14 protein-coding genes are annotated in these 19784 nt (G+C 71.0%); 3 read left to right on the top strand and 11 right to left on the bottom strand.

Annotated elements, in window-relative coordinates; all coding sequences use genetic code 11:
- Nucleotides 1–398: 398 nt before the first annotated feature.
- The 10 genes from FXF68_RS06895 to FXF68_RS06850 all read right to left on the bottom strand — a co-directional run bounded on the left by FXF68_RS06895 (nt 399) and on the right by FXF68_RS06850 (nt 13694).
- Nucleotides 399–3959, bottom strand: coding sequence for a WD40 repeat domain-containing serine/threonine protein kinase (locus FXF68_RS06895; protein WP_148758001.1), 3561 nt, complete (start codon nt 3957–3959; stop codon nt 399–401).
- 140 nt (nt 3960–4099) lie between these two features.
- A protein-coding gene (locus FXF68_RS06890) for an IS5 family transposase (RefSeq protein ID WP_246178366.1) occupies nt 4100–4881 on the bottom strand; the annotation gives its coding sequence in 2 pieces (ribosomal slippage) (nt 4100–4554 and nt 4554–4881; 783 coding nt in all).
- Nucleotides 4882–4964: 83 nt separating this feature from the next.
- The gene (locus FXF68_RS06885) at nt 4965–6761 is read right to left on the bottom strand and encodes a 2-oxo-4-hydroxy-4-carboxy-5-ureidoimidazoline decarboxylase (RefSeq protein ID WP_148757999.1); all 1797 of its coding nucleotides are present in this window, start codon (nt 6759–6761) and stop codon (nt 4965–4967) included.
- A gap of 20 nt (nt 6762–6781) precedes the next feature.
- Nucleotides 6782–7546, bottom strand: coding sequence for an ABC transporter permease (locus FXF68_RS06880; RefSeq protein WP_148757998.1), 765 nt, complete (start codon nt 7544–7546; stop codon nt 6782–6784).
- A 10-nt stretch (nt 7547–7556) separates the two neighbouring features.
- Nucleotides 7557–8312 carry an ABC transporter permease gene (locus FXF68_RS06875; RefSeq protein WP_222869824.1) on the bottom strand — a complete coding sequence of 252 codons (756 nt, stop codon included), beginning with the start codon at nt 8310–8312 and terminating at the stop codon, nt 7557–7559.
- Nucleotides 8313–8335: 23 nt separating this feature from the next.
- Entirely contained in the window at nt 8336–9169 is an 834-nt protein-coding gene (locus FXF68_RS06870; protein ID WP_222869823.1) for an ABC transporter ATP-binding protein, read from the bottom strand.
- Nucleotides 9166–10281, bottom strand: a complete 1116-nt coding sequence (locus FXF68_RS06865; RefSeq protein ID WP_187437769.1) for an ABC transporter substrate-binding protein — start codon at nt 10279–10281, stop codon at nt 9166–9168. Before FXF68_RS06865 ends, FXF68_RS06870 begins: the two co-directional genes overlap by 4 nt.
- Before the next feature lie 28 nt (nt 10282–10309).
- The gene (locus tag FXF68_RS06860) at nt 10310–11500 is read right to left on the bottom strand and encodes a M24 family metallopeptidase (RefSeq protein WP_148757996.1); all 1191 of its coding nucleotides are present in this window, start codon (nt 11498–11500) and stop codon (nt 10310–10312) included.
- The gene (locus FXF68_RS06855) at nt 11488–12579 is read right to left on the bottom strand and encodes a sugar phosphate isomerase/epimerase family protein (protein WP_148757995.1); all 1092 of its coding nucleotides are present in this window, start codon (nt 12577–12579) and stop codon (nt 11488–11490) included. The genes FXF68_RS06860 and FXF68_RS06855 overlap by 13 nt, the downstream gene beginning before the upstream one ends.
- On the bottom strand, nt 12576–13694 hold the full coding sequence (locus FXF68_RS06850; RefSeq protein WP_222869822.1) for a sugar phosphate isomerase/epimerase family protein: 1119 nt from the start codon (nt 13692–13694) through the stop codon (nt 12576–12578). Before FXF68_RS06850 ends, FXF68_RS06855 begins: the two co-directional genes overlap by 4 nt.
- A gap of 195 nt (nt 13695–13889) precedes the next feature.
- On the opposite strand from FXF68_RS06850, the gene FXF68_RS06845 reads away from it, so the two are divergent.
- The 3 genes from FXF68_RS06845 to FXF68_RS06835 all read left to right on the top strand — a co-directional run bounded on the left by FXF68_RS06845 (nt 13890) and on the right by FXF68_RS06835 (nt 17044).
- Nucleotides 13890–14552: a FadR/GntR family transcriptional regulator gene (locus FXF68_RS06845; protein WP_187437768.1), complete on the top strand. Its 663-nt coding sequence runs from the start codon at nt 13890–13892 to the stop codon at nt 14550–14552.
- 419 nt (nt 14553–14971) lie between these two features.
- Complete coding sequence (locus tag FXF68_RS44730; protein WP_148758236.1) at nt 14972–15058, top strand: putative leader peptide; 87 nt, start codon at nt 14972–14974, stop codon at nt 15056–15058.
- A gap of 405 nt (nt 15059–15463) precedes the next feature.
- On the top strand, nt 15464–17044 hold the full coding sequence (locus FXF68_RS06835) for a sulfatase family protein (RefSeq protein WP_187437767.1): 1581 nt from the start codon (nt 15464–15466) through the stop codon (nt 17042–17044).
- Between the two features lie 193 nt (nt 17045–17237).
- Here FXF68_RS06835 and FXF68_RS06830 read toward each other — a convergent pair whose 3' ends face one another.
- Entirely contained in the window at nt 17238–19583 is a 2346-nt protein-coding gene (locus FXF68_RS06830; protein WP_148757992.1) for a tetratricopeptide repeat protein, read from the bottom strand.
- Nucleotides 19584–19784: the final 201 nt, after the last annotated feature.

Genomic DNA, 19784 nt, shown 5'->3' with positions numbered 1-19784 from the left:
GCTGGACCGGATTGATCGAAGCTCGGTCACCTTCTCGGTGCCCGATCGCGGGGCCATGATCAGGGCAGAGGCGCTCACCCCGATTGAAATGTGGGTTCCACCAGCAGAGGCGCCAAGAATCCACGAACCCCCCGTACTTCCCCGGGCCCGAGCCGAGTCATCATCGCGGTCTGGGGCGAAGGCTGGATAACGGTCAAGGAGCCCAGGACGCGGGGGCCGTGGGGAGGGGGGCCTGAGGGCCTTATGTCTTGCCGTCGGTAGGTAGCGGTAGAAACTGCCCGACGATGCGGGTGAACAGGTGCCGGGGAGCGGCAGGGGGTTGCCCGGGTCGGCGGTCTCGCCGGGCTCGAACCCGTCAGGTTCCGGTGGGGCTGCCGCAGGAGAGGGATGTGAGGCGATCAGGGGCAGACGTTCTGAAAGGGGAGACCTGGGACGTGCTGATGCCACTCTTTTCTGGTGAGGGTGCGGCCGGCGCGGGAGCAGACTGCGGCGAGCAGGTGGTGCGGGGCGATGGGGATCGTGTGGTGGGTGGTTCCGTTCTCGCCGAGGAGGTGAAGGTGTTCGCCTGTCCGGTCGAAACGGGCGTCGACGTACTGGCCCGGAATCGGTGCCCCGAGCGGGCGGCCGGTCGGGAGGTCCCAGAGTTGGAGCCCGCCGTCTGTGAGGGCGGCGAGTGTGCGGCCGTCTGGGGAGAAGACGGGTGTGGTCGGGTTCGCTGCGGCGAGGTGGACGGGCAGCGGCCGCCAGGTACGGGTGTCCCAGATCGTGATGTGGCTTGGGCCGGAGATCGCCAGGCTCGTTCCGTCCCGGTTGAACGCTGCGCCCTGCGCGTTGCCCAGCTGCCGCAGCCGCCTGTGGGACGCGACGTCGATCAATGTTCCACCTGCGGTGACCAGGGTGCTCCCATCGGGGTGGAATGCCGCGCCTGTGCTGTCCATGCCGCGCAGCGCCGTTCCGGAGGCGTCCTGCCAACTCCAGAGTTCCATTGAGGCGATCTTGGGGACGCCTTCGTCCCCGAGCTGGCTGGGCGCCACCTGGAGCAGGTGCCCGTCCTGGCTGAACGCCATGCTCGACACGCCTGCGACGCCCTCGTACTGCGCTAAAGGGAAGGATTTGAGGAGAGCGCCGTTGGAGGTGTTCAGGATGGCGATGTGGACATGGTCGTTGGTGCTGTCGACCAATGAGCCGCCCACCGCGACCTTCGTGGCGTCAGGACTGAAGGCGACCGCGCACAGGCAGCCGTAGGCGTTCAGGCCGCCGAGACCTTCCAGCGCTCTGAGATCGAGCACTGGCCGTGACCACAGAGTGCGGCCGGTGGCCACCTCTCGCACGACGAGCCGATCTCGGTCAACGACCGCCATGAGCTGCGCGGAGCCGGACAGCGCGGACGTCCCGGTGGGGTTCGGGGCGGCCGGATGGCCGACCCGCAGTGTGATCACTGTGCCGTCGGCGCCGAGAACCCGCTGCACGCCGCCGTCGGCGCTGAAGGCCACCTCCTGCACGGAGGTGAGGGGCAGCCGGGCGAACTCCGTTCCGGAGCCGACCGCGCGGACCGAGACGCCGTCGCTGTCGACCACCATCAGCAGGCTGCCGTCCGGTGACAGACTCGTCTCGTCTAGAGAGTCGTTGAATTGGCTGTCGGAGGGTAGTTCGCGCCCCGTGGTGAGGTCCCAGATGTGGAGTTGGTCTTCCTCGACGGCAGCGAATCGCCGTCCGTCCGCGCTGAACAGTGTGTCGGTGACCTTGGTGAGCGCGGCCAAGCCGGACAACGTCCTGCGGATGCCCTCGGCTAGATTCCACACCTGGACCGGAGAGGCGCCGTCCTGCAAGGAAGATGGTCTGGAGACGCGTACGGCGCCGAAGACGCCATCGGGGCCGAGCGTCTCCACTGGACGCGAGCCGACGCGCACCCTGGAGCGGGTGCGCAGGTTCACCCAGTCGCCCGCCGCCAGAGTGCTTCCGGGAACGCGCAGAAAGCGGCTGTCAGCGCTGAAACGCAGCACACCTGCGTGCAGATCACCGAGAGTCTCGGCGGGGCCGACCGGGATCGGCACGCCGATCCGCTTGCCTGTGACCGTGTTCCACAGCTGTACCGCGTCATCGTCCCGTACGGCCAGCAGGGTCGCGTCGCCGTTGAGTGCGACCACGTGGACGTCACCGTCGATGCCTGAGACCTGACGTGTCAGGCGGGCGGAGCTCACATCCCATAGGCGGGCGGTCCCGTCCTTGACACCGACAAGGGTGGTGCCCGCGCCGCTCAGCGCGTACTGGGTGCCGCCGTCGGCGCCGGGCGGAGTGAAGGCGTCGACGGCTGGTGCGGTGAGCGCGTCATGCAGCCCTGCCAGGACCTGCGCTTCGTGTGGCGCGATCCGCCCGGCCGCGGCGTCCAGCAGCATGGCGGTGCGGGGGTCGGTGAGCCGCAGGGCGTCGGCCTCGGCCACAAGAGACCGCGCCCTCTCGCGGTTGCGCTGGGCGGTGACCTTGCCGCGTTCGCCGGCGGCGACGCGGCTTTGCACCTCGGCCGCACCGCCTGCGGCTCCCGCGACGAGCACCAGCGTCATCAACGCCCCGATGACCAGCCGACGGCGACGCCTGCCGCGCACCTGGGCCCGGGACCCGGCGTCGAGGAAATCGCGTTCGAGCCGGTTAAGGGCGGGACGGCGGTGACTTGCGGCCCATAACAGAGCCTCCTGCAAAATGCTGCCGGTCAGCACGTCCGCATGCCTGCGGCCGTTGTCGTCCCAGGCACGCGCCGCCCGGCGGATCTGCTGGTGACCGGGCAGTCCGTCGGCGTACCGGTCGAGCCAGTCGCGTGCCCGCGACCAGGCCCGTAACACGGCCGGGCGCGACAGCACGATCCGCGCGTCGACTCGCGTGATGAGCGGGGCGAAGGCGGCCAGAATCCGATCAAACGCCTCGCTCTCGTCCGACCGAGGACCGTCCGGCAGTTCCGGCGCCGCGACCGCACGAGGCGCGAGTTGGCCTTGGTCGCCGATCGTCACCAGACGCAGGAACACTTCGGGCACCAGTCCCTGGTCGTGGGCGGACAGCGAGAGGTAGGCCTCCTCGGCGACCCGCCCCAGCGCGGGATCAGTCGGTTCCCAGCGGGCCAGCAGCCCGGCCTCGGCGGTGCCCGCGGCCATGAGCCCGCTCGCGTCGGCGGCAGGGCCGCCGGTCAGCGCTGCGAGCAGCGTGCGCGCCGCTGGACGCTCCAACGGATCCTTGGCCAGGGCGGCGGCGACCAACGGCCGCAACGCCTCGGGCAGGACGCTCACGTCGGGGCGGGCGGTCAGGACACGGTGCATCACCGCGGACAGGTTGTCCGCGCGGAAGGGATGGTCGCCGGTGCAGCCGAACAACAAGATCGCGCCCCAGGCGAACACGTCGGCCGCCGGCCCCACGTCACCGTTCCGAAACTGCTCCGGCGCCATATACAACGGTGTTCCCGCCGCAGGACCGGGAGTGACAGACATCTCCAGCGTGCGGGCGATTCCGAAATCGATCACGCGCGGGCCGTCCGGCCCCAGCAGAATGTTGCCGGGCTTCAGATCCCGATGTACCACGCCCGCCTCATGGATCGCGGTCAGCGCCGTCGCGATCCCCACCGCCAGCCGGTGCAGATCGTCACCGATGAACCGTCGGCCGTCCTGCACGGCCCGCGCCAGGCTCGGGCCCTCCACGAACTCGCTCACCATGTACGGACGCGCCCCGTCCAACCGCCAGTCCAAAACCCTCGCGGTGCAGAACGCCGACACGCGCTGCGCCGCAGCGACCTCCCGGCCCATCCGCCGCAGATCCGCGGGCTTGCCGTCCCCGGTGTGGAACACCTTGACGGCCACCCGCGTCCCGTCCGCTGCGTAGGCGTCGAAGACCACTCCCTGGCCTCCCGCGCCAAGGCGCCCCGCCAGCCAGTACTCTCCCAACCGCTCCGGATCGCCCGGCTCTAAAGGAACGGACACGCCCCGTCACCTCCGGCCTTACAGGAAGTTCGTCCGACTTGTGAAGACTCCCAACCTGGTACGCGAGTTCAGTCCGATAACGGCCTTCAACGCACTGATCTCCAACCTCCGGCAGTCACCCAGGTGGGTAAGACGTCATCTCATTTGGTTAGTCGGCGGTGGCAGATGAGGGTGGCGGCGATGCCGACGAAGGCCAGGAAGTGCTCGGGTTTGCGTTCGTAGCGGCGGTGCAGTCGGCGGCAGCCGCTCAGCCAGGACACCGTTCGTTCCACCACCCAGCGGTGTCGGCCCAGCCGGTCGGAGCGCTCGATGCCGCGCCGGGCGATGCGCGGGGTGATGCCCCGGCTGCGGAGCCAGCGCCGCAGCTCGGCGTAGTCGTAGCCTTTGTCGCCGTGCAGCTTGGCCGGGCGCCGTCGGCGTGGCCCGCGCCGCCAACGGATCGGTGCGATGCCCCGCACCAGCGGCTCCAGCGCGAGCTTGTCGTGGGTGTTGGCCGCTGAGATCCCGACAGACAGGGGCAGTCCGGCATGATCGACCAGCAGATGGATCTTCGACCCACGTTTGCCGTGGTCGACAGGATTCGGGCCGGTCAGCTCCCCCCTTTGGCGGCGCGGACGCTGACCGAGTCGATCGCACACCGCGACCAGTCCAGCTCACCGCGCGCGCCCAACTCATCCAGCACCAGGCGATGCAGCCTGGCCCACACCCGCGCGGCACTCCACTCGGTGAAACGCCGGTGCGCGGTAGGACCCGACGGCCCGAACACCGGCGGCAACTGCTGCCACGTACAACCAGTGATCGCCACAAAGATGATCGCCGCCAGCACCTCACGATCCCCATACCGACGCCGGCCACCGCCCTGCGGCCGCGTCGGAGCAGGCGGCACCACCCGCTGAAACAGCTCCCACAACTCCTCGGGCACCTGCCGCTCGACCGTGCGCGCAGGCGTCCGGCAGGGTGGTGGTCTTGGCGGTAGGTGGCGGGGCGTTGCGGGACGGCTCTAGGTCAGAGTTCGCGGGTGAGGGCGGTGAGTGTGCGGCGGAGTCGTGTGTGGACGATTGTCGCCAGTTGTGCGCGGGACACGGATAGTTCCTTTGGTTTGGGGTTCTTCATGCGGCGTCGCATGTTCGCGACGAGGTCGGCGGCGGTGCGCCCCTCGGCTGCGACCAGGTAGGTGAACCCGAAACGGGTCCTGTATGCCGCGTTGAGGTGGGCCAGCTCGCGCAGCAGCATCGGGGACGCGGCCAGCGAGGACTGTTCGAGACTGGAGAAAGTGGTGGCGAGGTCTTCGGCGCCGATTGGCGGGTGCTTGTCGACGAGCGTGGTCAGCGAGTCCTCTTGGAGGTTGGCCAGGCCCGTGCGGGCGGCCTCGTCCAATGCGGTCCAAGTGCGGTAAGGGCGGCCGGTGCAAAGGCGGTCCGCCCACGGGGCCCAGGCGCAGCATTCGTACGCCAGCTCCGTGGCCCGGCGCATGTCGAGTTCGTCGAAGACCTGCACGCCGGCCTCGACGGCGGCGTGGGTCACGTTGAAGGCGACTTTCTCTTGGCGGCGTAGGTCGGCGATGGTCTGGGCGGCTGTCTCCGCTGCGCGTTCCGGCTCCAGCCACCGCGGGTAATGCTCGATTTCGGCCACGGCGGCGTCGAGGGCGCGACGGACGGCAGCCGCTTCCTCGCCGGTGAGCCTCTCGCCGAGGGACTGTGCCAGGGCGGCGGCCATGTCGTCGGTTCCGAGGCTGTCCCACACCCATTCCAGGCGTCCGCCCACCATTTCGGGGGCGACGCAAGACGACGGCGGGAAGGCGGTCGGGCCGTCGCGGAGTGCGGCCGCCACGTCGCGCGGCATGTGGCGCAGGTAGGCGTAGCGGCCGACGACCGGCTTGAGCGGCGGGATGGGGAGGCCCGACTCCTCGGCCACCGTCCGGGCGAGGCGGGTGAGGGCCGACAGGTCGACGCCGGTGCGCACGCCGTAGAGGGTCTCCAGAGCGAGGACGACCTCCTCCATCGCGGCGAACCCGCACCGGTACGACACTCCGCCGGCGGCGACGTCGGGGGACGCGCCGGCCGTCGCTGCCGCGAGGGTGCACGCGGTGGCCAGGCCGAAGTCGTCGTGGGTGTGCATGGTCAGGGGCACGGGCGCCGCCAGCCGGTCGCGGAACTCCCGGACGAACGCCTTCATGGCTTCGGGGCCGAGACTGCTCACCGAGTCCATCAGGTCGATCCGCAGCGCGCCGAGCTCGATCGCCCGGTTGACCGCGGGCAGCATCTCGTCGAGGTCGCGCAGGCCCACCTGCGCCACGGTGACGGTCACCCCCGCGCCCAGGTCGCAGGCCACGTCGAAGAGCGCTTCGAGCCCGTCCAGCCGGCGTGCCCGGGCGTCCGCGTCGAGGGCCGGGACGAGGCCGGGAGCCAAGGTGTCGGCGCCGAGTTCGACGAGCAGTTCGGCGGTCTCGCGCATGCCGACCGGCGGGGCGGGCCCGCCGAGCGGCAGGAGGGTGTCGGCGAACACGTTCAGGCTGAACCCGAGGTCGCGGGAGCCGACCGCTCGCACCAGCTCCAACTGGCGTTCGGGCGGCGTCGTGCCGCCGGTCCAGTCGACGTTGAGGGACTCGTGCCGGACCCCGGCCGCCGCCAGTTGCTCCGCGATCCGCAGGAACCCGTCGATGGTGGTCACGGTGCCGGCCGTGAACAGCGTCTTGCGCAGTGTGCTGTCGATGAGAGTGAACGGGACGGGCCAGTCGTATCCGTCGTGCAGCTCTGTCCGGGTGTTGACCGGGCTGACCCGGAACGCGCCGTCGGCGTGCATGTGTGTTCCTCCTGTGAAGGTCAGGTCACCCGGGCCAGGGTCCAGCGCTCCAGGCGGGTCGCCGCGACGAACGAGACGACCGCGAGCGCCGTCGCGACGACGCCGGTCCCCCACGCCCGGGCGTAGTGGGAGTACGACACCGAGTCGACGAACATGAATCCCAGGCCGCTCTTGCCGATGAGGAACTCGGCCAGCATCGCCGAGAGGATCGTGCTGGGAGCGGCGATGCGGACGGCCACCAGCGCGTTCGGCACCGCGTACGGGATCAGCAGGCGGGCCAGGGTGGCGGCCTTCGAGGCGCCGAGCACCGTGAAGACGTCCCGGACGCCCGGGGGCGGCGCCCGCAGCCCGGAGGCGACCAGGCTGAAGGCCGGGAAGAAGGTCACCACCACGGTGATCGCGACGACGGCGGGCCGACCGGCGCCGACCAGCCCGATCATGACGGGCACGATCGCGACCACCGGCACCGAGCGCATCAGCACCGCCGCCGGGGTCAGCACCGCGGTCATGATGCGGGAGGACCAGACCAGGACGGCGAGCACGGCTCCCACGAACGTCCCGGCGACGAGGCCGGCGAGGGCCGTCCAGGTCGTGGTGAGCACCGGCCCCAGGTAGGCGCCCGGGTGGGTGAGGATGTCCGCGGCGACGCTCTGGGGCATCGGAGCCACCAGGTCGGTGTATCCGTTCACCCTGACCCACAGCGCCCATCCGCCGACGAGGAGGACGGCGGGCCAGGCGACCTGGAGGCAGCGCATCAGGATCCGCGGGACGTGCGCGTGGTGCACGAGTTCCTCCTCAGGTGAATCGGCGAACGGAGACCCGGCGGACGCCGGTCAACGCCCCGTACGCGGCCAGGGACACGACCGACAGGCACAGCGCGTGCGCCCAGAGCTGGACGACGTCGAAGTTCTGCATCGAACTCACCAGCAGGACGCCGATACCGCGCGGAGCTCCGAACCACTCGCCCACGACCGCGCCGAGCAGCGCCGCCGGGGCGGCCAGCGCCAGCCCGTCGAAGAAGGACGGGACCGCGGCGGGGGCGCGCAGCCGCACCATGGTGCTCGTCCGCGTGGCGCCGAGGACCTGGAACAGGTCGTCCAGGCTCGTCGCCGGGCGGGAGAACGCGGAGGACATCGCGACGAACACCGCGAAGCCCGAGCCGAGCGCCGCGATCACCGCCGGGGTCCGCTCGGTGCCGACCGTGGTGACCAGGACCGGGCCGAGCGCGATCAGCGGGACGGTGCTGAGCAGCACCGCGACCTGGCTCATCCCGGCCCGCAGCCACGGAACCACCAGGCCCAGCGCGGCGGCGGCGACCGCGGCGAAGGTACCGGCGGCGAGACCGGCCGACGCCTCGACGACGGTCGCCTCGGCCGCGCGGGCGAGGATCACCCGTCCCGGATCCCCGACGCTGTAGGAGACGACGGAGGACAGCGGTGGCCAGGTCGAACCGGCGACCCCCGTCCGGCCGACCACCTCGAACAGCCCCAGCAGGACGGCGACGCCCAGGACGCCGGCGCCCGCCCTTCGCACGGCGTTCGCCCTCCGCACGGCGCCCACCTTCCGCACGGCGATCACCGTCGGCCGCCGGACGGATCGTCGAGCAGTGCGACGAGCCGGTCCACGACCTCGTGGAACTCGTGGCCGCGGGTGAAGTCCTCCCCGCGCGGGCGCGGCGCCGCGACGGTCTCGATGTGGGCCAGCGACCCCGGGCGCCCGGTCATCACGGCCACCCGGTCGGCGAGCAGGACGGCCTCGGCGACGTCATGGGTCACCAGCACGGTGGTGGTGCGCCGCCGCGCCCAGACGGCTCCGAGTTCGAGGTTGAGGCGGCGGCGGGTGACGGCGTCGAGCGCGCCGAACGGCTCGTCCAGCAGCAGCACGTCGGGGTCCAGCGCCATGGCCCTGGCGATCGAGATCCGCTGCCGCATCCCGCCGGAGAGCTGTTTCGGACGGGCGCGGGCGAAGCCCTCCAGCCCGACCGTCGTGAGCAGCGTCCGGATCCGCTCCTCGGGCACGGCCCGGCCGGCCAGCCGGAACGGCAGCGCGACGTTGTCCCACGCGCTCGCCCACGGCAGCAGCGCCGAGTCCTGGAAGGCGACGCCGAGGCGGTGCTCGGCGACCAGGGCGGACGGGGTGCCGCCCTCGACCCGGACCGAGCCCGAGGTGGGCGTCTCCAACCCGGCGATCATCCGCAGCACGGTGGATTTGCCGCAGCCCGACGGCCCGAGAACGGCGACGAATTCGCCGCGCGCGACGGTCAGGTCGAATCCGTCCAGGGCGCACAAAGGCTCGCGCCTGCGGGAAAGTGTGAAGTCCTTGGCGACTCCGCGCAATTCCACGGCGGCGGCGTCGCCTTCGGATCCACCCGAGGACGGACGCCCGCTGTCGACCACCGGCCCGCTCAAAGCCGGGGCCCCTTCTTGAAGACGTCGTCGAGAATCGACGTGTCGACGACCTTGCCCACGTCCGGCAACTGCGTGGCCCCGGCCAGGCGGAGCCACGAATACATCCGGGACCCGAGGATCTCCGGGTCGATGCGCAGCATCCCCTTCGATTTGGTCTGCTCGCTCTCGGTCAGCGGCGTCTGGAGAGCGTTCTGGCGGGCCTGCTGCTTCTCGTCAAGGCCGAGGTCGACGCCGTACTTGCGCATGACGAGCCGCACCGCGGCCTTCGGGTCGGCCAGGTTGTCCTGCCAGCCGCGGGCGGACGCCCGCATGAACTTCACGACGACGTCGCGGCGCCGCGCCACCGTGGCGCGCTTGCACGAGATGACGTTGGCGTAGGCCGGGCAGCCCAGGGCGCCGTAGGTCACGACCTCGTATCCCGAGCCGCGCTGGAGCCCGAACTTGGTCTCCAGGGTGATGGGCTGGTTGGTGACGAAGCAGTTGTAGGCGTCGCCCCTGCCCTGGACCAGCGCGCCGGGATCGAACCCCGCCGGGACGAACTGGAAGTCGGGTTTCAGGTGGTTGGCCTTGTAGAGGCCCTCCAGCACCGGCTGGGTGCCCTGCTGGCTGAGGATGCGCCGTCCCGGCAGATCGCCCGGCCCGGTCAGCGGCTTCTTGGCGAGGGACAGCAGCCCGTTGGGGTCGGTCTGGAACTGGGCGCCGAGCAGCACCAGGTCGTTGCCCTTGCCGATCACCTCCAGCACCTGGCGCATATTGGGGTCGACGGCGAAGTCGACGGCCCCGGAGGCGAGCTGGACGTGCGGGAGCGGGGTGTTGGGCCCGCCGCCCTTGAACACGACGTCGAGCCCCTCGTCGCGGTAGTAGCCCCGGTCGGCGGCCAGCCAGAACCCGGCGAACTCGATGTTGGTCACCCACCCGAGCGCGACCTTGAGCCGGGTCCTCCCCGCGGCGGCGCCGGTCGCCGCGCCGCCCCCGCAGGCCGCCGCGAGCGAACCGGCGCCGGCCAGCACCGTCCCCGCCGCCGTGAGCTTGAGAAAGCCACGGCGGGACCGGGCCGGCGCTCCCCGGGCCGCACCGGCCGTACCAGGAGTGATCTGGGGTTGTTCGTTCACGGTGGCGCCCTTCCTGACGTGGGTGGTACTAGCGGGGGGCGATGTCGAGGCGGACCAGGCCACGGGCCGACGAGGTGAGCCAGCAGGCTCCGGCCGAGGTCACCCGCGCCATGTCCCCGGCGCACACGTGTCCGAGACCCGGCACGGAGTAGTTCGGGTGGACCTCCACGACCATGCCCTCGGCGAAGACGGCGTCCGCGAACCGCGGGTCGGCCGCGCCGCTGACGGCGCGCATGGCGGGTTCGGAGTAGCTGAGCCCCAGCCCGTGGCAGAACTGGAACCGGAACGGGTCCTCCCCGGCCGGGTAGGGGCACGCGTCGTCGACGAGCTCGGCCGCGCGGGCGGCGACGTCCGCGAGCGGCACACCGGGGCGCATCAGCTCGGCGATCTCGTCCTGGACGTCCAGCAGGCGGCGGGCGTGCTCCTCCAGCTCCGCCCGCGGGCGGCCCACCACGGCCGTCCGGAGGCTCTGGCCGTAGAAGCCGTCGTAGCGGACGGTGGTCCCGATCTGGAGGCGGTCGCCGTCGCCGAGGACGTCCCGCAGCTCCCGCTGCTCGAAGTAGGTGGTGGACGGCGCCGCGCCGGTCGCGATCCAGCACCCCGCCGACTCGGCGCCGAGGGAACGCCCGGTCTGCTCGGCGGCGACCATCAGCTCGGCGCCGGAGCGGGGGCGCGCGGCGGCCTCGGCGAAGACCCGCTCGATCATCGCGTCGGAGATGGCCGCGACGGCCTTCGCCAGGTCCGCGAAGTCGGCGTAGTGGCGCACCCGCATCGCGTGGAGGTGCCCGTCCACCGGGCGCGGCTCGCGCAGGTGCCCGCGCAGCGCGCCGGCCAGCCCGGCGGACAGCTCCGCCAGCCCGGCGACGCCGACGCGGCCGGGACGCGGCGTCCCGAGGAGCGTCCCGAGCGATTCGGCGAGCGCGGCGGCTCTGGGCACCTGCCGGACGTCCGCGAGGTCGCCCAGGCGGTCGCGGAACCCCCGGGCGTCGTGCGGCCCGATCGCGAGCACGATCGGCGGCCGGTCGCGGCGGAGCAGCACGGCGGCCGGGCTGAAGGGCGGCATCCAACCGGTGAGGACCCGCACGTCGCCGGGCGAGTCGGCGGACGGCCCGAGGCATCCCGGCGCACCGAGGACCACGACCCCGTCGAGCGTGTCGTCGTCGATCCGTTCCCAGAGCTCGTCCCAGCGGGACGGCAGCACGGCCGCTACATCGCGCACGGCACACCCCCTAGCGACGCGAGCGAACGCAGGTGAGCGGCCCCGGCCTGGACGAAGGCCACCGCGTCGGCGTGCGTGAACGGGCGTCCGGCGAACGCGGGCATCGACTCGGCGGCGCCCTCGGCGACCCGGCGGTCGCCTTCCGCCGCCAGCCGGACGACGGCGGCGAGCTCGGTCGACGTCAGGTCCGGATGCATGGCGTGCCAGGCCGGGTCGTACAGCTCGATCGTCAGCGGGCGGAGGTAGGGGTGCGGGCCGTCCTCGCCTCCGCCGGACTCCGCCGCGGAGGTGAGCGTCTCCAGGCTGAGGTTGGGCCGGGCTCCGGCGTCCCGCAGCGACCGCAGGATCGCCGCCAGGTCGAGCAGCCCGCTCCCCACCGGGCGGAGCTGGTACCGCATGCCGTCCGTCCTGTTGCCGAGGAGGCAGTCCTTGATGTGGGTCTGGCGCACGTGGGGCGCGACGCGGCGGGCGCTCTCCAGCGGGTCCTCCCCGCGCTGGAGGAGGTTGGTGGTGTCGTAGGTGATGCCGAGGACGTCCGCGCCGACGCGCTCGACGAGCCGCACCAGCTCGAAGGACGTGATCTCCTCGTGCGTCTCCAGGTTGAGGTGGACGCCGTGCTCCCGGCACACCGGCGCGAGCAGTTCCAGGAACCGCGCGGTCTCGGCGAGCTGGTCGGGCCAGTCGGCGTCGCTCCGGAACCGGTCGTAGGCGAACCGGCCGGGATGGTCCTTGAAGCCGCCGGTGACGACCCACAGCTCCCGGCACCCGATCCCGGCCGCGGCCTCGATCGCGCGGCGGAAGCCGAGCACGGTGTCGCCGTCGCCCGCGCGCCGCAGGTGGGGGTGTTCGGCCATCGCGTACGGGTTGACGTTCCCCACGCCGGCCTCCAGGTAGAGCCCGAGGGCGTCGGCACGCCGGCGGTACTCGGCCAGCCTGCCGGCGTCCAGGCCGGGGTCCATGTCGAAGACGGTCCGGTAGAACACCCCGTCGAGGCCCAGGTCCTTGGCCAGGTCCAACCGTTCGATGGCGGGACGTCCCGCGGCGCCGGGCACCTTGCGTCCGTCGATCCCGACCTTCATGCCGGCACCGCCGGGCACCGGGCGGCGGCGGCCACGCGGTCGCGGACCTTCGTGACGTGGTCCAGGCTGCGCCGCACGGCCGCCATCGCCTCGGCATCACCGAACCGGGCGGGCGGCACCGCGTCCTGCGAACGTTCCAACGCGCGGCCGTACACCAGGCCGGTGAACGCGGCGAACTCCGGGACCGTCAGGTCGGAGTGCGAGCCGACGAAGTCCGCGTCGCGGATCGGCAGGACCGTGACCGGCGCCGGGCCGGGGAAGTCCGCGCGCGACTCCTGGTTCTCGATGGTCAGGTTCACGGCCGGAGCTGTGCGGGCGAGCGCGGCCAGGACATAGCCGAAGTCGACGAGGCCGTCCCCGCAGGGCGTGAGGTCGAACCGGAGGCCGTCCCGGACCGGCGTGATCGAGCAGTCCTTGAGCTGCGTCTGCCGCACGTACGGCGCGACGCGGTCGGTGGTGGACCGCGGATGCTCCAGCCGCTGCAGCGGGTTGGCGGTGTCGAAGACGATGCCGCACACGTCCGGGCCCGTCGCCTCGACCAGCTCGACCAGCTCGAAGGAGGTGATCTCCTCGTGCGTCTCCAGGTTGATGTGGATGCCGAGATCGAGGGCGATCGGGCGGAGCCGCGCGAGGAAACGGCGGGTCGCCGCGAGCTGCTCCCGCCAGGTCACGTCCGTGCGGAACCGGTCCCAGACGAACTTGCCGGGGTAGCCGACCTGGTAGTTGGTCGTGGCCGCCCACAGCTCGACGCAGCCGATCCGCGCACCGGCCTCCATCATCCGGCGGAACCCGAGCAGGATGTCGCCGTCCCCCGCCGCCCGCAGCTCGGGCGTCTCCGGCGTGGCGAACGGGTTGACCTTCCCCAGCCCCGCCTCCAGGTACATGCCGAGCTCGTCGGCGTGGTCGCGGATCTCCCGGAGTTCCCCGTCGTCCAGGGTCGGGCTCATGTCGAGCAGCGTCCGGAAGAAGACGCCCCCGAAGCCCTCGCGCTGCGCGCGGACGAGCGTGTCGTGACACCCGCCCCGCACCGCGCCCGGGAATTTGCGCCCGTCGACGCCGATGCGCGGGGACCACGGCGCCTCGGTGGTCTCCGGAATGGACCCGCTGTCACGCACCGGTGACCCCCTTCTGGTATTACTGGTCTTACCAGTGCCGGGAATGTAGCAACGCGTTCCGCTCCTGTCCAGGGGTCGCGCGGAGCCGCCTTCGCTCTGAGGCGCCCGGTATGTTGCACATGCGCCAACGAAGGAGTCGACACGGTGATGACGCGGTGGTGACGCAGTGGTGACGCGGTGCGGTGGCGGAGTCCGGTGAGCGCGCAGACCCAGCGCTCGCGCGTCGCCGACCAACTGCTCCAGGACATCCGCGCCCGGCGGTACGGCCCCGGCGAGAAGCTCCCGTCGGAGCGGCGGCTGTCCGAGGCGTTCGGCGTATCCCGGCCCGTCATCCGCGAGGCGCTCGGCATGCTGAGCTCGCTCGGCCTGGTGGAGGTCCAGGTGGGACGGGGCGCCTTCGTCACCGCCAAGGACGTCGCCCTCCAGTCCCGGGACGCCCAGCGCTCCCTCGTCGAGGTGACCGTGATGCGCGAGGTGCTCGAATGCGGCGTCCTCGGCGTGACCACCCGCCTGCCCCCGGGCGCGGCGGAGACCGCGGAGGTCGAGGCCGCGCTGGCCGAACTGGAGCGCTGCGTCGCGCACGGCGCCGAGGCGACGCGGGCCGACCACCGCTTCCACCGCGCGATCGTCGCCGCCGCCGGGTCCGCGACCGCCGTCCGGCTGTGGGAGGAGTTCACCACCGAGATCTCCACCGTGCTCAAGATCAGCCCCAGCGGCAGCACCATGGACGAGGCCACCCTCGCCCGCCACCGCACCCTCGCCGCCGGCGTCCTCAACGGCGAGTTCGAACAAGCCCGGCAGGCATGCCACGACCTGCACGAGGACTACCGCCGCTTCCTACGCGACCTCCTCGGCTGACGGCGGCGGGGACGGTGCCCGTGACTGGGGCCGAGACCGGGGCGTCGAGCAGCGCGGCGCTCCAGGCGGCGCGGGGTGGCGGGGCGCCGCGTGCTGGTCTCCGGCCTGAGCGTGTCCTGCGCCAGCCCCTCGGAGCCGGGTGGACGGCCTCGGCAGTGGCGTGCCTTCCACGTCGGTTCGGCGGTTGACAAGTAACCGGACTTTTCCTACCGTTTTGATGGGCTTCGACCGTCCCCCTGTGATCGCGCGAAGGCTCGCGCCGGCGCCGGACGCCCAATGAATTGACTTATTCTGCGCGAGCCTTATGCTGCCCATAAGTCGCACAATCCTTGGTCCACGGTTGCGCGGTAAGCATTAGCGTGACAATTGGACATCTCGCGGTATTGACGCGATCACGGATTGCTTATTACCGTTTGCTCATGTCTCCGGGCGATTTTCTGGTCGCTCGCCTGCATGTCGACCTCAAGCGGCAGGCGAGCGCGCTCTGTCCACTCCTCGCGGCCTAACCGGCGGGACGTCGCTCCCGTTGAGCGTCGATGGGTCAGCCGTACTGCGGCCCCTTTCCCTGGGGGCCGCACGCACCGGAACTCCAGTTTCCAAGAAACCTTCCATGCGGCTTGCGCAAATATCGTAGACGTGCGATAAGCGATAAGCCCTCTTTGGCGAGCCGTTCCGTCCCCTATCTCGTTTATCTTCTGAGATCCCCCAAGGTGCTGCGCGGCCCGGACACGCCGGAAACCAGGTCACATCGGCACAGTGGCCACGAGTGGCGTCCGTGCGTCCGCCGACTGGAACAGAGAATCGAAGAAACTGCGGGCTGCGTGGCCGGCAAGGGAGGTGACGCGCCAGGAAATCGCTGCGAGAACGCACGGCGATGGATTCTAGAAAGCGCAGGAAGAAAGGGCGCAGGCATGAAGTCGTACATGGCACGCCGCCGGAGATCGACGCTCTCGGTGACCCTGCTGGTGCTCGTCCTGCTCGCGGGCGCCGTCTACGCGGGTCTGAGGATCGAGGGCTCGTCGGCGCTGGCGGCGGCGACAACCCAACCCAACATCGTCTTCATTCTGACAGACGATCTCAACGAAGACGTCTTCGCCAAGGACGCCGGGCTCCAGACGCTCCTCGCCAGCCAGGGGACCACATTCGGCAAGCAGTTCGTCGAGCTTTCCCTCTGCTGCCCGTCCCGAACGTCGACGCTGCGAGGGCAGTGCGCCCACAACACGGGAATCTTCACGAATGATCCGGGTTCCGGCGGCGGATTCCAGACCGTGTACAACAAGGGCCTGGAAAATTCGACGATCGCGACCTGGCTCCAGAGCGCCGGCTACCGGACCGCTCTATTCGGCAAGTACCTGAACGGCTACCCCAACGGGGCGCCGAGCAGCACGTACATCCCACCCGGATGGACCCGTTGGTTCAGCCCCAACGGCGGAAGCCCCTACTCCGAGTACAACTACGACGTCAACGACAGCGGCACTACCGTCCACTACGGCAGCGCACCGTCGGACTACGGCGTCGACGTGATCTCGCGCAAGTTGACCACCTTCATCAAGAACACCACCACCAATTATCCGAACAAACCCTTCTTCACCTACGTCGCTCCTTACATCCCTCACGGGCCGGCGACTCCGCCGCCCCGCTATGAGGGCATCTACGCCGGCGCCAAGGCTCCACGGACCCCCTCGTTCAACGAGGACGACGTGAGCGACAAGCCAGCCTGGATACGGAACAAGGCCAAGCTCACCCAGACACAGATAGACAACATCGACGCCTTCTACGAAAAGCGCAGGGAGTCACTTCGATCGGTCACCGACCTCGTCCAGGACACGATCGACACCCTGCGAGCACAGGGCGTCCTCGACAACACCTACATCGTCTTCACCTCGGACAACGGTTTCCACCAGGGTCAGCACCGGCTGAACTCCGGCAAGAACACGGCCTACGAGGAAGACCTCAACGTTCCGCTGGTCATCCGTGGGCCGGGCGTCCCGGCCGGAGCGACCGTCAACGCCTTCACGCTCAATACCGATCTCGCGCCGACCTTCGCCGCACTGGCCGGGGTGACGCCGCCCAGTTTCGTCGACGGCCGGTCACTCGTGCCGTTCCTGAAGGGAGTCACGCCGTCGCGGTGGCGTCTGGCCTTGCTGAACGAGCACGCCGGGCCCAGCACCCTGAACACGAATACCCAGACCAACCTGTTGGAGCCCCAGGACCCCGGTGATGCGCAGGCGCTGGCCACCGGGGGAGCCCCCGTCTACGCCGGACTCAGAGCCAAACCCAACACGCTCGGCACGCACGGTCCGCTGAACTACGTCGCCTACGACACGGGCGAGCATGAGCTGTACGACCTGTCCGTGGACCCCAACCAACTCGACAACTCCTACGGCAGCGCGGGCGCGACGCTCAGGCAACGGCTCGATGCCTGGGTTGCCAGCATGAAGAACGCCTCCGGCCAGGCGTTGCGTAACGCGGAAGAGAATCCTCCGCAGTAGCGGGCCCTCGTCGGTGATTCGGAGGGGACAGGGACTTCCCTGTCCCCTCTACCGCGTCCAACACAGCCGACTGGGGCAAACCCTCCTGCCAGCACAAGGGCAATCCGGGAAACAGCAGCGGCGACCCGGCCAGCGCCATGGTCGGCGCGCATTCGGTTGGTCGTGGTGCCTGGGTCCGGACCTGTACTGGCTGCTAGGTCCAGGGTTGCTCGGTTTCCCCGGCGGCGGTCAGGCCGAAGCGGCGGAGCAGGTCAGCACCCGTGACGTCACCTGCCTCTTCGCGTAGCCGGACCAGGCCCGTCAGCGCGTAGCCCTCTCCGGCGTCGGCGCCCTCCCGCAGGAGCCGCTCGGCACCGTGACGGTCACCGGTCCACTCCCACCGGTTGGCCAGGGACACCAGCAGAAAGGGGTATCCGGCGTCGGCTGCCTGCCGGGCGAGCCGCTCGGCATCCTCATGATCACCGGCGTTCTCCCGCTCCCAGACCAGGACCGTCAGCGCATGGGGGTTCCCGGCCTCAGCGGCCTGCTGGTAGAGCCGCCCGCCAGCCTTGCCGTCACCGGCCTCATACCGCAGGTTGGCCAGGGCCACCAGCGCGTCGGTGCTCCCGGCGTCGGCCGCCTGCCGGTAGAGCCGCTCGGCACCCCGCAGGTCACCCTTTTTCTTCCGCAGCAAGGCCAGGTGCGCCAGCGCGGTGGTGTTCCCGGCGTCGGCGGTGTGCCGGTAGAGCCGCTCGGCACCGCGGCGATCCCCCTTCTTCTCCCGCCGCTGGGCCAGGCGTGCCAGGACGTCGAAGTGTCCAGCGTCGGCGGCCTGGTAGGCGAGTAGCTCGGCACCCTGCCGGTCGCCCTTCTTCTCTCGCCGCCGGGCCAACCGCACCAGCGCGTCGGTGTTCCCGGCGTCGGCGGCCTGGTAGGCCAGCCGTTCGGCGCCCTGCGGGTCACCGGCCCGCTCGCGCTGCCAGGCCAGAGACTCCAGCGCGGTGGTGTTCCCGGCGTCGGCGGCCTGCCGGTAGAGCCGCTTGGCGCCCGCGCGATCACCGGCGCTCTCCCGCCGCTCGGCCAAGGCCACCAGCGCTTCGGGGTTCCCGGCGTCGGCGGCCTGCCGGTAGAGCGGCTCGGCACCCTGCCAGTCAAGGGCCTTCTCCCGTGACCGGGCCAGGGCCACCAGCGCGTCGGTGTTCCCCGCGTCGAGGGCCTGGCGGGCGAGCCGCTTGGTACTCGCGTCATCACCGGCGTTCTCCCTCAGCCAGGCCAGGCGCGCAAATGCGTCGGGGTTGCCCTTGTCGGTGGCCTGCTGGTAGAGGTGCGCGGCGTGCCGGTAGCGGCCTCTGCGCTCTGCCTGGTCTGCGAGGACGACGAGGTCGTCGGGGGTGTGGACGTGGTGGGCGGCCGCGGTCCAGAACGACGCGGGCGGGCAGCGGCGGGCGCGTTCGGTGCGGGCGTGTTGTTCGAGGTAGTCGGCCAGCCGGTACAACGGCACGGCCGCCGGCTCCCCGGGGCGGGACCGGTGCTGGACCAGTGGGCCGGGAAGGCGGACGTGCTGTGCGGTGAGCTCGTCCAGGGCGGCACGAAACCAGGCGGTGCCGCCGATCTGGTCCCATTCGTGGTCGTCCAGGTAGCCGGGAGCGGCCTCCTGCAGCAGCGGTTCGGGGAGGTAGAGGCTGTGGCCGAGGCGGCGGGCGTCCATCGCGGCCCACAGCACCGCCCGCGCCGCCGGGCTCGCCTGCTCGTAGCGGCGCAGCAGTTCGGGAGCGCCGGCCAGTTCCTGGGTGATCCGGCCCCCGCGCGCCTGCGCGGCTGCGGCGCGCAGGCGCGGGTCGGTGGCGATGGTGGCGGCCAGGCTGGTGAGCTGCGCGGCGGTGAAGGCAGGCGGTGCGGTGACGTAGTCGGTCCGGTCGAGCAGCGTCCGCGCGGCACGGTGCGGATCCGGATCCGCCTCGTCATCGGGAACGCGAGTCAGGGTGCGCCGGAAGTTGGGCCACATCGACCCCAGCACCAGCACCGGCCCGCGCGCCGGGTCGGCCAGCAGCGCCTGCAGCTCGGCCGCCACCTGTTCCCCGCTTGCGGGTTGCAGGTAGAACTGGGCCTCGTTCAGCCAGATCACCGTCCGCGCCGCGATCCGCCCGGCGCGTACCGCCTCGGCAAGCGCGAGCGGGCGTTCGGGAGTGAGCGGGTGCCAGACCCGCCAGTCCGGCAGCTCGGCGCGGATGGCCTCCCAGCACGCCCGCGTCTTACCCGTCGAGGAATCCCCGACCACCACCACCAGGCGACTGCCATGCGCCGCGCCTGCGACGGCGGCGCGCAACCGGTCGTCGAACTCCGGTCGGTGCAGATACACCGGCAGCACCGGCACCTGGACGGACGTGCTCACCGTGCTCGGCTCGAATGCCTGGTGCACCTCCAATGCCAGCGCGTCCTGCTCACCCAGTTCGCCGATCACCCGACCCAGCGGTGCAGATGAGGATGCCTCGCTCTGCCCGCCGACGTTGATGATGTATTGGTCCCGGCCCGCGATGTAAGCATCGCGTGCGGCGTTCACCCTCTGGTGAACCCCAGCCTCAGCTCCAGACCTGGACTCAGGCGGGCCAGGCGGCTCCACCGGAGGATCACTTCCCACACCCTGCACGCTACGGACGTCTCCCGCGCGGCACCGCTTCACCGCCTGCGGAACCCGCCGCTCGGCCATGTTCGGCCATGGGGAGGCCGCGCTCGCCGTCATCGCGGCCTGAGCACACCCTCG

The sequence above is a fragment of the Actinomadura decatromicini genome, assembly GCF_008121305.1.
Taxonomy (GTDB): domain Bacteria; phylum Actinomycetota; class Actinomycetes; order Streptosporangiales; family Streptosporangiaceae; genus Spirillospora; species Spirillospora syzygii.
This window is presented reverse-complemented; position numbering and strand designations above follow the sequence as displayed.